Source organism: Paraburkholderia sp. SSBN10T, from assembly GCF_056619545.1.
Map to the genome: position 1 here is coordinate 24,526 of NZ_JBWQQI010000010.1, position 12,354 is coordinate 36,879.

General features: G+C 62.8%; 11 protein-coding genes and 2 pseudogenes. 6 read left to right on the plus strand and 7 right to left on the minus strand.

Translation table 11 applies throughout. From position 1 onward, the window contains the following. Positions 1-176: 176 nt before the first annotated feature. From AC1ECK_RS16950 to AC1ECK_RS16960, 3 genes and pseudogenes are all read right to left on the minus strand, one after another. A pseudogene (locus AC1ECK_RS16950) lies at positions 177-672 on the minus strand (IS6 family transposase). 91 nt (positions 673-763) lie between these two features. Then, positions 764-1,174 (minus strand): hypothetical protein, encoded by a 411-nt coding sequence (locus tag AC1ECK_RS16955; RefSeq protein WP_480321120.1) that lies wholly within the window; start codon positions 1,172-1,174, stop codon positions 764-766. Between the two features lie 193 nt (positions 1,175-1,367). Continuing rightward, positions 1,368-2,540: an integrase domain-containing protein gene (locus tag AC1ECK_RS16960; RefSeq protein WP_480321122.1), complete on the minus strand. Its 1,173-nt coding sequence runs from the start codon at positions 2,538-2,540 to the stop codon at positions 1,368-1,370. A gap of 483 nt (positions 2,541-3,023) precedes the next feature. Here AC1ECK_RS16960 and AC1ECK_RS16965 point away from each other — a divergent pair, with 483 nt between their 5' ends. The 3 genes and pseudogenes from AC1ECK_RS16965 to AC1ECK_RS16975 form a co-directional block, all read left to right on the plus strand. Next, positions 3,024-3,245 (plus strand): hypothetical protein, encoded by a 222-nt coding sequence (locus AC1ECK_RS16965; protein ID WP_480321124.1) that lies wholly within the window; start codon positions 3,024-3,026, stop codon positions 3,243-3,245. Positions 3,246-3,408: 163 nt separating this feature from the next. Continuing rightward, entirely contained in the window at positions 3,409-3,627 is a 219-nt protein-coding gene (locus AC1ECK_RS16970; RefSeq protein ID WP_480321309.1) for a hypothetical protein, read from the plus strand. Then, a pseudogene (locus AC1ECK_RS16975) lies at positions 3,570-3,866 on the plus strand (porin); the annotation flags it as partial. The gene AC1ECK_RS16970 and the pseudogene AC1ECK_RS16975, both read left to right, overlap by 58 nt. 174 nt (positions 3,867-4,040) lie before the next feature. On the opposite strand, the gene galE reads toward AC1ECK_RS16975, so the two are convergent. The 4 genes from galE to AC1ECK_RS16995 all read right to left on the minus strand — a co-directional run bounded on the left by galE (position 4,041) and on the right by AC1ECK_RS16995 (position 8,458). Continuing rightward, on the minus strand, positions 4,041-5,069 hold the full coding sequence (gene galE, locus AC1ECK_RS16980) for a UDP-glucose 4-epimerase GalE (RefSeq protein ID WP_480321126.1): 1,029 nt from the start codon (positions 5,067-5,069) through the stop codon (positions 4,041-4,043). An 11-nt stretch (positions 5,070-5,080) separates the two neighbouring features. After that, complete coding sequence (locus tag AC1ECK_RS16985; protein WP_480321128.1) at positions 5,081-6,226, minus strand: glycosyltransferase family 4 protein; 1,146 nt, start codon at positions 6,224-6,226, stop codon at positions 5,081-5,083. A 58-nt stretch (positions 6,227-6,284) separates the two neighbouring features. After that, positions 6,285-7,061, minus strand: a complete 777-nt coding sequence (locus AC1ECK_RS16990) for a glycosyltransferase (RefSeq protein ID WP_480321310.1) — start codon at positions 7,059-7,061, stop codon at positions 6,285-6,287. A 122-nt stretch (positions 7,062-7,183) separates the two neighbouring features. Continuing rightward, positions 7,184-8,458 carry an oligosaccharide flippase family protein gene (locus tag AC1ECK_RS16995; protein WP_480321311.1) on the minus strand — a complete coding sequence of 425 codons (1,275 nt, stop codon included), beginning with the start codon at positions 8,456-8,458 and terminating at the stop codon, positions 7,184-7,186. A 255-nt stretch (positions 8,459-8,713) separates the two neighbouring features. On the opposite strand from AC1ECK_RS16995, the gene AC1ECK_RS17000 reads away from it, so the two are divergent. The 3 genes from AC1ECK_RS17000 to kdoO all read left to right on the plus strand — a co-directional run bounded on the left by AC1ECK_RS17000 (position 8,714) and on the right by kdoO (position 12,344). Beyond that, positions 8,714-10,108 carry a phosphomannomutase/phosphoglucomutase gene (locus tag AC1ECK_RS17000; RefSeq protein ID WP_480321130.1) on the plus strand — a complete coding sequence of 465 codons (1,395 nt, stop codon included), beginning with the start codon at positions 8,714-8,716 and terminating at the stop codon, positions 10,106-10,108. 187 nt (positions 10,109-10,295) lie between these two features. Further along, positions 10,296-11,297 carry a lipopolysaccharide heptosyltransferase I gene (gene waaC / locus AC1ECK_RS17005; RefSeq protein WP_480321312.1) on the plus strand — a complete coding sequence of 334 codons (1,002 nt, stop codon included), beginning with the start codon at positions 10,296-10,298 and terminating at the stop codon, positions 11,295-11,297. Positions 11,298-11,459: 162 nt separating this feature from the next. Then, entirely contained in the window at positions 11,460-12,344 is an 885-nt protein-coding gene (kdoO, locus tag AC1ECK_RS17010) for a Kdo hydroxylase KdoO (RefSeq protein WP_480321132.1), read from the plus strand. The last annotated feature ends 10 nt before the right edge of the window (positions 12,345-12,354 follow it).

Below are 12,354 nucleotides of genomic sequence, written 5' to 3' on the forward strand. Positions count from 1 at the left end.
TATCCAGCGAAACAGGAGAGGATAAGAAAATGACCGCCTCATTGATATCAGAAACGTCTGGCACAAGCCGCCGACTAACTTTCGCGAATGTTTCGGTAATGGTTGAGGGGGGGGCTTTGTTGGTTCTGTCGCAGTAAGGAAGGCGTGGTGTGCAGAATCGATTTATAAAGTACTGGTTATGAAGCCAGGGAGTAAAACTGCTGAGCGACTGTTGGCGCAATTTTGCCAGCGTACTGCATCTGTCCTTTCTTGATCATATGCATGACCTCGATGCCAGACAAAATGATCCGCACACCGAAAATCCTTGAATCCCAGCATCGGCCGGATTCGACCCTTGACGGTGCGATGGTCCTGCTCAACGATGTTGTTCAGATACTTGACCTGACGAGTCCTGATCGGGGTTTCGCGCTCGGCATTCACTGCATGAAGCGCGGCCAGATTGGCTTCGCTTTTATCAACGGTTACCAGTTTGACAACCCAGCGATGCACGGTTGAATGATCTGCATCCATGCCGCGTTCAGCGAGCATTTCCTCCAGGTCGCGTAGGCTGAGCGAATACGCCACGTGCCAGCGAACGCTTTGCAAAATAACGTCCAGTGGAAAGTGCAGTCGCTTTAACGCTTTGGCGACTCCAGGTGGACGGCTTTCCCGGCGTGTTGACGTCTTTTTCATCGGTGTCCCCCCTGATTCTTCGGTCTCAGATTTTACCCTTTCGCGCTAACACGACAAAACCCCGTGGGGAGTCATGCGCTTCTGCACGTGTTCAGGCCTCGTTTTCTGAATTCGCTTGCGGTCCTGACGTCTGTTTCGCGAGCCGGCGCTTGTACACGTATTTGCCATTACGGGTGTTCCGTATACGCGTGCGCCGGACTGCGGCCGTCAATGCAGCGAGCGCCCCCGTGTTATGCCCGGCGTGCACCAGGAGGCTGCCAAGCATGGCAAGCATCATGAGGAGTGCATCGATATCCTCACTTATGGACCGGGCGTGTACGACGAACCGGGCCAGATCCGCAGGGGCGATGTCCTCAAGCCGTTCCGGAAGCGTGCCGCGCTCTCCAGCGAACGTGCGGTACGCAGCCCAGGCATCGAGCAAAAGTCCGCTCGCGTATGCATTGCAGCCAATGCTGTCAACAGCAGTCCTTGCCTGTAAATCTATCTGTGATTGCTGCGACATTGAGCCGGTGTCGGTAGGCGACACTGCCTCGGAGCATGCGGGCATCCCGGGCGCTGGCCTGGGGGGAGTGGCACCCGATGCGTCGTCTCTCATGGGCGATGACGTGCTGGACAGTTCGACGGAGACTTGTTTAGCGTGCTGCTTCATGGAAATTCGTTATCCTGTATATATGAATATATGGAAAGATATGTATTTATCGGCCGGTTTGTGTCCTGCTGGTGAGATCGTAGGTCATGTGTTCCATGAACTTTTCGGAACGTTGTCCGGCGCGGTTTCCACCAGTACCACTGCGGGCAGTGCGAGCATCCGCCACAGGCACCCCGTTCGTTGGAAGATCCATGCGGCCGATGGGAAACCCGCTCAGACGCGCATGCTTCAGCTTCGCCTCGCGCCGTGCTGCTGCACGAGGCACCTTCTTTGCAGTACTGCGTCGATGCGCCTCGTCTTTGCGCAGCTTCATGCATCCCTTGAAGCGTTCCGCGACCGGCTGGCAGTAGTAGCCGCAGATCATTGCTGTCCGACTAGGGCCATGCCCGAGCGCCTCGCTTAAGCGGACCAGCGTCTCGTACGGTGCCACGCCGCTATCCAGCAACTCATGCGCTAGGTCAAGGGCGTACGTGTACCTGAGGCTATGGAAAGACAGTTCTCCTGTCATTCCCGCCTGATGCAGCAAACCCTTGAGTCGGTTAAGCGCCGACTCCAGTGTCCTGCCGCGCCCCGCGATGAGTTCATGGTTGTGCGCGACGGCGTAATCCAGCGCGGCTTCGATCGCTTTGAGCGTCTCGGTGCGATGGTTCTTCAGCACTTCCGCCTCGCGGGGGCGCAGGTTCTTGGCACCCCTCATCACGTGAAGTGTGGTTTTGCCGTTGAGCAGCGCATCGCGCCACATGCGCAAATCTTTGGCGCACATGAGGGCTTCCATCCTGCGTAGCCCCAGGAGGCGGGCGAGGGAAATCAGGTGGACAAGCCCTTGGTCGATGCGGGCTGCGCGCTCAAGCAGCGCCTTGACTTCTTCTTGCGACTGGGCGCGGCGTGCGCCCTTGCGAATGCGAAGTGGCAGGCCGAGCTGCCGGTTGCTGCAGGTTCCACTAATGTCGTTCCCAAGCGCCCGGCAGATGACGCGGATTGCGGAAAATTCATTCGCCAGATGCCCGGGTGCCGCGCCTGAAACGATGCGGTGCGCCGCATACAGGTGCACAAGCCATGGCTTGACGTCGTTGAACGATCGCGTCAATGCCTTAAGCTCTCGCGCGAATCTCAGAAACGGCGTCATCAGATGGCGCCGGTTTTCCTGATGTTTGAGGCTGCCACCCAAAAGGGTGTTCGTCTCGGCAATCTGATGCACAGCGTCAGCCAGCATGGCCATGTGAATCCTCCTTGTGTGTTCGCCTAAGCCGAGCGGGTATGCACTAAACCAGCTCCCGGGAAGCGTGGACGTGCCACGCCATATCACTGCAGCCCTTTCAGGCTGTGTATATCCACGCTGGTCATGTGGGAGCGGAACAGCCAGCTGTGATGCTAGGGAGGCGTTGCTGGTTAATGGGGGAGGCAGGCTGGAAGACACACCAAAAAGAGCTGTGTTGAGTTGGAGATCCGGTGTTCTGGATAGAGGGCGGTCTGCTTGCTTTGGGGGTGAGGCCCGAACGTGGCTCTGCCTTACATGCGACCGCTGGCGCGGATTGCATGTGTCAAGGCAGGAAGCCGGTGCGCATGAAGCGCAAACGGGCTATGGATATGCCGGAAGACGGCACAATTGATCAACTTCGGGGGTAGCTGGAGGGACGCCGGCGCCATATATGGCGCGAAGCAGACCGGCCGGTCCTCGAGTGGGGGGCACCTAGGGCAACCCATGAACAGCCACTCGAAATCGACAGGCAATGGCTTGCCTGCGTTGTGGACCGACGCCCGGAGCACAAGGCCCAAGGCGAAACAGCAGTCGCTGTTAATTGAAGATCAGGGACTGAATCATGCCAAGAATGGCGGGAGAGCGATTGCATGGTATCGCATAGATATGGCTGCGCGCAAGCAGGTGAAAATTTATTGTTCATTCCATGTGCTGCGTCGGCGGTGACCGTCGATAAACGATGCGGTCCGTTGAGAGTTGCCGTTTCCATATTCCACAGGACCGTGTGACCAAAGTGTCCTTCAATACCACTGACTATGCCACCTGACCCACCGGCCTTAAATCCCGCTTCGCGCAGGCGCGGCAGCGTGCCGCATTGTCCTTGAACTGGTTGCCGTATCGGCAGATCGGCCGAAAGAACCTCGAACGGCACCGGCAGCAAGAGTGGGGGCGAAGGTTGTCGACCAGTCGGCGCGTGATTTGCGCGCCGAACATGCGGGGATTTTTTTCGCGCAACCTGAAGTACATGCGTTCGCTGGCCGAGTCTTGGCCTGGTGGGGAATTTGTGCAACAGCCTGTTGCACAATTGCCGCGATCTACTACCACGTGAACGCGAACAATGGCGGCGGCAATGCAACCATCTATACGGTGGGCGGCACCTACAACCTGTCGAAGCGGACCTTGCTCGATTTCCAGATTGCGACCGTGCGTAACAGCAGCACGGCCAACTTCGGTCTCGATGCCAACAATGAAGGTCCCGGCGGCTTGAGCGACGGCGTGTACAACGAGAACCCGCTGCAAGGTCACACTCAGACCGGCGCATACGCGGGGATTCAGCACTCGTTCTGACGCCACGTCGCAGGGGCAGCCGGACGGCTGGTTTTTTTCACGTTGCCACGAGAGGCACGTCCTGGCGCCATGCTGCAAAGCATGGCGCCGCTTTTTGACTGCTGCCCGGCCTGGGCGGCGCTTGCCCGGGGGAAGCCACCTGGCAGGCCGGGCTTCCGAACGGCCCGCTGAAGGTCAGGGCGCGTTAAACCCCTGCGGATTCTTCTCCTGCCACCGCCAGTGATCCGCACACATGCGCTCGATCCCGAACTCCGCCTGCCAACCCAGCACCTTCGCCGCCGCTGCCGGGTCCGCATAGCACGAGGCCACATCGCCGGGCCGCCGCGCCACGATCTCGTACGGCACCGGCCGGCCCGACGTCTTTTCGAACGAGCGCACCACATCGAGCACGCTATACCCCTGGCCCGTGCCCAGATTCACCACGAAGCTCGCGTCGTGCCTGACCAGCGCGTCGAGCGCAGCGAGGTGCCCACGCGCGAGATCGACCACGTGGATGTAATCGCGCACACCGGTGCCATCAGGCGTCTCATAGTCGCCACCGAACACGCGCAGCTTCTCGAGCTTGCCCACCGCCACCTGCGCGACATACGGCATCAGGTTGTTCGGAATCCCAGCCGGATCTTCCCCAATCAGCCCGCTCTCATGCGCGCCCACCGGATTGAAGTAGCGCAGCGTCGCAATCCGCCAGCTCGGGTCCGCCACTTCGAGGTCGCGCAGCACCTGCTCGGCGATCAGCTTGGACTGGCCATAGGGATTGGTCGCAGACAAAGGAAACGACTCGTCGATCGGCGAGCTCTTCGGCACGCCATACACGGTCGCGGACGAGCTGAACACAAACTGCTTCACGTTGCGATCGCGCATCACGCCGAGCAGTGCGAGCAGGCTGCCCACATTGTTGTTGTAGTACTCGATCGGCTTCGCGACCGATTCTCCCACGGCCTTCAGCGCCGCAAAGTGGATCGCGCCCGTCACCGGATGCGCATCGAAAATGCGCTGCAGTGCGGCTATGTCGCGTGCGTCGGCTTCGTAGAACGTCACGGTCTTGCCGGTGATCCGTTCGACGCGCTTCAGCGATTCGCGATTGCTGTTCACGAGATTGTCGATCACGACGACGTCGTAGCCGCCGTTCAACAGTTCGACGCACGTGTGCGAGCCGATAAAACCCGCGCCGCCCGTTACCAGAATCGTGCCCTTCGTGGCCATGCTGTGCTCCGTTAAAGTGAAACGCCCGTCAAGTTGCGAACCAGGTCTTTATATTTATCGACGACTACCCGCTCGTCGAATTCCGCCGCGACTTTCTGCCGGCCGCGTTCGCCCATCGCGCGGCGTGCCTCGCCGCTCATCTCGAGCATCTGTGCGAGCCGCCCGGCGAGACTCTCCGCATTGCGGACTTCACACAGCAAACCATTGACGCCATCCGCCACCACTTCCCGGCAGCCGGGCACATCGGTCGCCACAATCGGGCGGCCCATCGCCGAGGCTTCCATCAGCGTGCGCGGCACCCCCTCACGATACGAGGGTAATACGACACAATCCGCCGTGGCGATAAACGGCCGCACGTCGTGCGCCTCGCCCAGATATTCGATCACGCCTTCCTGTTCCCATGCGGCGACTTCTGCGCGCGTGATCGCACTGGGATTATCCACGCCCACCGGCCCGAGCAGGCGGAAGCGCGCCTGTGGATACTGTGCGCGCAAGCGCCGCGCCGCCTCCACATACTCGCCCACGCCCTTGTCCCACAGCAGCCGCCCGATCAGCACAAAGTCGAAATGCGCCTTGTCCGGCAACGGCGTGAAGGCGAACTGCTCGAGGTCGACCCCTTCGCCGTGCAGCAGGCGGGCGCGTTCGGGATGCACGAGCAGCTTCTGGTCGATGAAGGCGGCCTGATCGTCGCGGTTCAGAAACCAGACTTCGCGCGGAAAGCGGAACGCAAAACGGTACAGCTTTTTGGCGACCTGCGCCGCGCGGCTCTGCTGGATGAAGACATAGCCGAGGCCGGTGGTCACCGCCACCGAATCGACGCCCGCGAGCCGCGCCGCGATCGAGCCGTAGATGTTCGGCTTGATCGTATAGTGAAACACGATGTGCGGCCGGATCGTCCGGTAGTGGCGGTACAGCGCCCACAGCGTGCGCAGGTCGTCGCTCGGACTGGTGCCTTTCGACGCCACCGGCAGATCGATGCAGCGGCAACCCATGGCGGCCAGCAGTTCGAAGGTGCGGTCGCGCGGCGCCAGTACCGTCACGTCGACGCCGCGGGCGACAAGCTCGCGGATCAGCCCTTGCCGGTACGTATAGATTGCCCATGCAGTGTTGCAGACGAGTGTAATACGCAAGGACACGTTGGAAACGTTGGGCTTCATGGTTCTTTACGGGGGCTTGACGGGGAACGCCTCGGTGATTCGATTCGTCGTTGGCCGGCTATGTGCCGGCGCGTGGCGCAAGCAGCCTGCGCTTCACGGCCTGCAACGTGCGATACGGCATGACCAGATGCAGCAGATTCTTCGCCAGCCCCAGCCAGTCGTACAGGTTGGCCGCGTTGAAGTAACGCAATTGCAGCCGCAGCGTGGAGCTTACCTGGCGGCGCCGCTTGGTGGCGCTGATGCCGCCTTCGTTCAGTTCGTAGTACAGGCCCAGTTCCGGCAGGTTCGCGCAGTCATAGCGTTCCATCAGACGCAGGAACAGATCGAGGTCTTCGGCGGAACGGTATTCGGCGCGGTAATTGCCGACGGCGCGCACGGCGTCGATGCGCAGCGTCATCGAAGGATGGGCGAGGCAACTGCGATAGAAGCGCAGGCGGCGGATCGCGGCCGGTGCGGCGGGCGGCGTCAGCATGAACAGCGGCTTGCCGTCGCGCGCGACCACCTGGGTCCACATGCCGAGGCCGGCCACCTGCGGGTTCGCTTCCAGATACGCGCGTTGCTTGGCGAGCCGGTGCGGCACGGTGAGATCGCCCGCGTCGATGCGCGCGGCGTAGCGAAAACCGCGTTCGGCAAGCGCGTCGATGCCGGTCTGCAGGGCTTTCTCGATGCCGCTGTTCTGCGGCATGCGCAAAACCTCGATCACGAGGTTGGGCAGCACTGGAGCGACGATCGGCGGCGTGCTGCCGTCGTCGACGATCAGCACGTGGACCGGCGCATCTTCGTCGAACGATGCAAGCGTGCGCTCGACGTCGGCCTGGCCGTTATACGCCGGCATCAGCACCGCGACGTCGCCGAGGGCGTCGCCCGACGCGCGCAGTCGTGTGTCCGCGAGGCTATGCGGCGCGTGCGCGCCCGACGCCGGCGTTTGCGGGCGGTGCGCGGAGGCGGATGAATTCGTCATGGGCGCAGCTTGAAGCGGATGTAATAGAGGTTGACCGAGGCAGCGGCGAGATAACCCACCGCGAGTCCGACCAGCGCGCCATAGGCGCCGAGGCGCGGAATCGCCAGCAGATTGACGACGAATGCCACGGCCAGCGCCAGCAGCCATTTCGCCAGCAGCACGAACTTGGCCTGATATTTCAGCACGATCAGGTTGCCGATCGCCTCGATGCCGGCCGGCACGGAGAGCCACACGGCCCAGCGGAAAATCCCGATGGCGCCTTCGTAGGCCGGGCCGAACACGCGGCGGATGATGAGCCCCGCCAGCAGGTCGAGCACCACCGCGCCGCCGACCATCAGGGCCGCGGTCATCGCCGTCAGCCGCCACATGTTGCGGCGCAGGCGGCCGGGTTCCTGGACACGGTAGACAAAAGCGGGGGCGATGGTCTGCGCGAGCATCAGCGCGAGCGTGATCCAGTTCTCGTTCAATTGCTGGGCGGCCGAATAACGGCCGAGATCGGCAAACGAAATGGCGCGTTCCAGCATCAGGCGGTCGAGTTTCAGGAACAGGTACATACAGATCAGACCGAGCCAGAACACCGTGCCGGCCGTGGCGAAGTGCCTGAAGAGCGAGCGGTCGACGTGCCAGCCGAGCTTGCCGCCGTGGCGGCGGATGTAATACATGAGCAACACGGCGCCGATGGCCGCCGATTCCAGCGCCCACAGCCAACCGAAGCGCGATGGCGCGGTGGCGGCCCGCACCAGCAGGTACACGAGTCCAGCCTTGACGATGGCGGTGCTCATGCTGGTCAGCAATTGCGGCTTGCTGTAAGTCATGCTCTGCAGCCACGAGTTGATCACGCCGACAAACGGCTCGCGGAACAGCATGGTCACCGCGAGCCCGGCCAGCATGGCGCCGACGAGCGGATCGGTGAAGCCGGCGGCGATCCCGATCCAGGTGAGCAGCAGCGCCCCGGCCGAGACCGCGATGCGCAACGCGAAAGCGCTCCCCAGCACGGTGCCCAGTTGCGCCGGCGGCCGGTTGACGATGGTCGGCACGAGGATTTCGGCGCCGCATACCCAGGTAATGGGCGAGAGCACCAGCAGCAGCGTATTGGCGTATTGCCACTTGCCGAAGATATCCGGGCCGAAGTAGCGCGCCAGCATGCCGCTGATGAGGATCGCGACGGCGATCTGCGTGAGCCGTTCCAGCCCGAGCCAGACAATATTCGCAAACGCCCGCGTGACGTCGGGATTGGCGAAGCGCTCGGAGAAGCGTTTGAGCGTCAGCATCCAGCGCCTGTCCGCATAGCCGGATTCGACGCGGCTGACGGTGCGAGTGCCCACCTGGCCGTGCGAAGCGGCAACTTTACAAGAGGAGGGCGTCTAAGCATTAGAATAGTCGTCTATAAGGCGTGTCAGAAAAGCGCAATTATAAGTTGGAACCGGAACGCTTCCGGCAAGGGCGCAGCGCGATGACCAACCACGACCGCCAGGCAACATTGAAGGTGCCGGTCAACTTTTCCAATGCACGCAAGTGAGCCAACCATGATCTCCAAATCCATTTTCAAGGCGTATGACATTCGTGGCGTGATCGGCAAGACGCTCGATGCCGACACGGCCCGTCTGATCGGCCGCGCGTTCGGCAGTGAAGTGCGTGCGCAAGGCGGCGATGCCGTCGTGGTCGCCCGTGACGGCCGCCTCTCGGGCCCCGAGCTGATTGCCGCGCTGGCGGACGGCCTGCGCTCGGCGGGCGTCGACGTGGTCAATGTCGGCATGGTGCCGACGCCGGTCGGTTACTTCGCGGCGAGCGTTCCGCTCAAGCTGGCAGGCGGCGAGCGCCGCGTCGACTCGTGCATCGTCGTGACCGGCAGCCACAATCCGCCGGACTACAACGGCTTCAAGATGGTGCTGCGCGGCGCGGCCATCTACGGCGAGCAGATCCTGGCGCTCCATCAGCGCATCGTCGACGACAACTTCGCGAGCGGCAACGGCAGCTATGCCGACTACGACATCGCCGATGCATACCTCGAGCGCATCGTCAGCGACATCAAGCTGGCTCGTCCGCTGAAGATCGTCGTGGATACCGGCAACGGCGTGGCGGGTGGCCTCGCTCCCAAGCTGTTCAAGAAGCTTGGCTGCGAACTGGTCGAACTGTTCACGGAAATCGACGGCAACTTCCCGAATCACCACCCGGACCCGGCGCACCCGGAAAACCTCCAGGACGTAATTAAGGCGCTGAAAGAAACCGACGCTGAAATCGGTTTCGCGTTCGACGGCGACGGCGATCGTCTGGGCGTGGTCACCAAGGACGGCCAGATCATCTATCCGGACCGCCAGTTGATGCTGTTCGCCGAAGAAGTGCTGTCGCGCAACAAGGGTGCGCAGATCATCTATGACGTGAAGTGCACGCGCAATCTGGCGAAGTGGGTCAAGGACAAGGGCGGCGAACCGCTGATGTGGAAGACCGGCCATTCGCTGGTGAAGGCCAAGCTGCGCGAAACCGGCGCCCCGCTGGCCGGCGAAATGAGCGGCCACGTGTTCTTCAAGGACCGCTGGTATGGCTTCGACGACGGCCTCTACACGGGCGCGCGTCTGCTTGAAATCCTCGCCCGCGTGGACGATCCGAGCGCGCTGCTGAACTCGCTGCCGAATTCGCATTCCACGCCGGAACTGCAATTGAAGCTCGAAGAAGGCGAAAACTTCGAATTGATCGCGCGGCTGCAGAAGAGCGCCCAGTTCACCGGCGCGGATGACGTCGTGAAGATCGACGGCCTGCGCGTCGAGTACCCGGACGGCTTCGGTCTGGCGCGTTCGTCGAACACCACGCCGGTGGTCGTGATGCGTTTCGAGGCGGATAACGACGCGGCGCTTTCGCGCATTCAGGAAGACTTCCGCCGGGTGATTCTGGCCGAGAAGCCGGACGCCAAACTGCCGTTCTAAGCGCTGACCAGGGGCGGCGGCACGCATGGCCGGCCTGCGGGCCGGCAGGCGCGCCGGGCTGGAGCGCCGCCACACGCGGCGCGGTACTTTTGTGCCGCGCCGCGTTTTTTCATGCTTTTTGCACGCGGCAAGCTAAAATTGCCGTCCTTTCAACGCATCTTATGGCCGGATTACCGGCGTGCCACTCTTGAGCCTGCAAAAGATACTGATCGTGCGAGTGTCGTCGCTGGGCGACGTCGTCCACAACATGCCGGTGATCGCGGATATTCGCCGCCGCCATCCCGAAGCGCAGATCGACTGGCTCGTCGAAGAGAGCTTCATGGGGCTCGTGGAGCTGGTGGGCGGCGTGCGCCGGGCCATCCCCGTCTCGCTGCGGCGCTGGCGCAAGCGTCTGCTGTCGGTCGAGAACTGGCGCGAAATCGGCGCCTTCCGTCGGGCGCTTGCCGCCGAAAAATACGACCTGGTGATCGACTGCCAGGGGCTCATCAAGACCGCATGGGTGGCCAGCATGGCGCGCGGGCCGGTGGTCGGACTCGGCAATCGCACCGACGGCGCGGGCTACGAATGGCCGGTGCGCTTCTTCTACGACAAGCGCGTGCCGATCGAGCCGCGCACCCACGTGGTGGAGCGCACGCGCCAACTGGTCGCCGCCGCGCTCGACGACCCGAAACCCGAACCCACCGATGAGATCGATTTCGGCCTCGATACCGGCCGCGCCGCGCTGGCCCTGTCCGAGGCGAATCTGAACCTGCCGGTGCCGTACGTGGTGTTCGTGCATGCCACCTCGCGCGCCGACAAGCAATGGCCGGATGCCGCGTGGGTCGAGTTGGGCCAGTCGCTGGTGCGGCGCGGCGCCTCGATCGTGCTGCCGTGGGGCAGCGATGCGGAACGCGTCACCAGCGAGCGGCTCGCGAGGGAATTCGGGGCAGCCGCGATCGTGCCGCCGCGTCTGTCGCTGCCCGCGGTGGTCGGCCTGATCGACGGTGCTGCCGCGACGGTCGGGGTTGATACAGGTCTAGTGCATATCGCGGCCGCGCTGAAGCGGCCCACGGTCGAGTTGTACAATTTCGCGACCGCCTGGCGCACCGGCGGCTACTGGTCGCCGAATGTGGTCAATCTCGGCACCGCCGGCCAGCCGCCCACGCTGCAGCAGGTGAAGTCCGCGCTGGCCGGTTTCGGGCTGCTATAGCGGCTTGCTTGGCTCCTTGGTTGACCAGCGACCGACAGACCGGCGACTGGCAAACGGCGCGGCCGGGCGACCACGGCCACACGCGGTCAAGACAAGCTGCTGCGGGACGGCAACCGCCCGCGGCCACCTGAATTACGCTCCATCCGCTTTTCAAGGGCGACCATGAACGAAACCCAGATCATCGAAGTTGCAAGCGCTGACTGGCACGGACACAACCTGTCTGTGCCGCGCGAGACGCTGCTGGCCGGCGTCGAACGCGGCAAGGTGCTGTATTTCCCGAATTTGCGTTTTGCGATCGAAGGCGGCGAACAGGCGCTGCTCGACCCGGCGCTGGCCGATCCGAACCGCAAGAACATCAGCCTCGAACCGAACGGCGGCGCGCTGCATGGCGTCGTAGGCGACGCGGTGACGCAATCGGCGGTGCGCGCGCTGATCGCGCGTTATCAGGCCAATGCGCGCTCGCTGGTGGATGGCCTCTTCCCCGAATACGACGGCAAGCTGCGTGTGGCGCCGACCAGCCTGCGGCTGCATCAGGTCGAAACCCGTCAGACCTCGTGGCGCAAGGACGATAGCCGCCTGCACGTCGATGCCTTTCCGTCGCGCCCGAACTACGGCGAGCGCATCCTGCGCGTGTTCACCAACATCAACCCGCACGGCGCACCGCGCGTGTGGCGCGTGGGCGAGCCGTTCGAGGACATGGCCAAACGCTTCCTGCCGCAGATCAAGCCGCAGATGCCCGGTTCCGCGTGGCTGATGAACCTGCTGCACGTGACCAAGTCGCTGCGCAGCGAATACGACCATCTGATGCTGAATCTGCACGACAGCATGAAGGCCGATCTCGAGTATCAGAAAGCGAGCCCGCAGGAGACCATGCCGTTTCCGCCGGGCTGCGTGTGGGTGTGTTTCTCCGATCAGACCTCGCACGCCGTGATGTCCGGCCAGTTCATGATGGAGCAGACCTTCTTCCTGCCGGTCAAGGCGATGGCGCAGCCCGAGTGCGCGCCGCTCGGCATTCTCGAACGCCTCAAGGGCAGGGCGCTGGTTTGAGCGCCGCCAG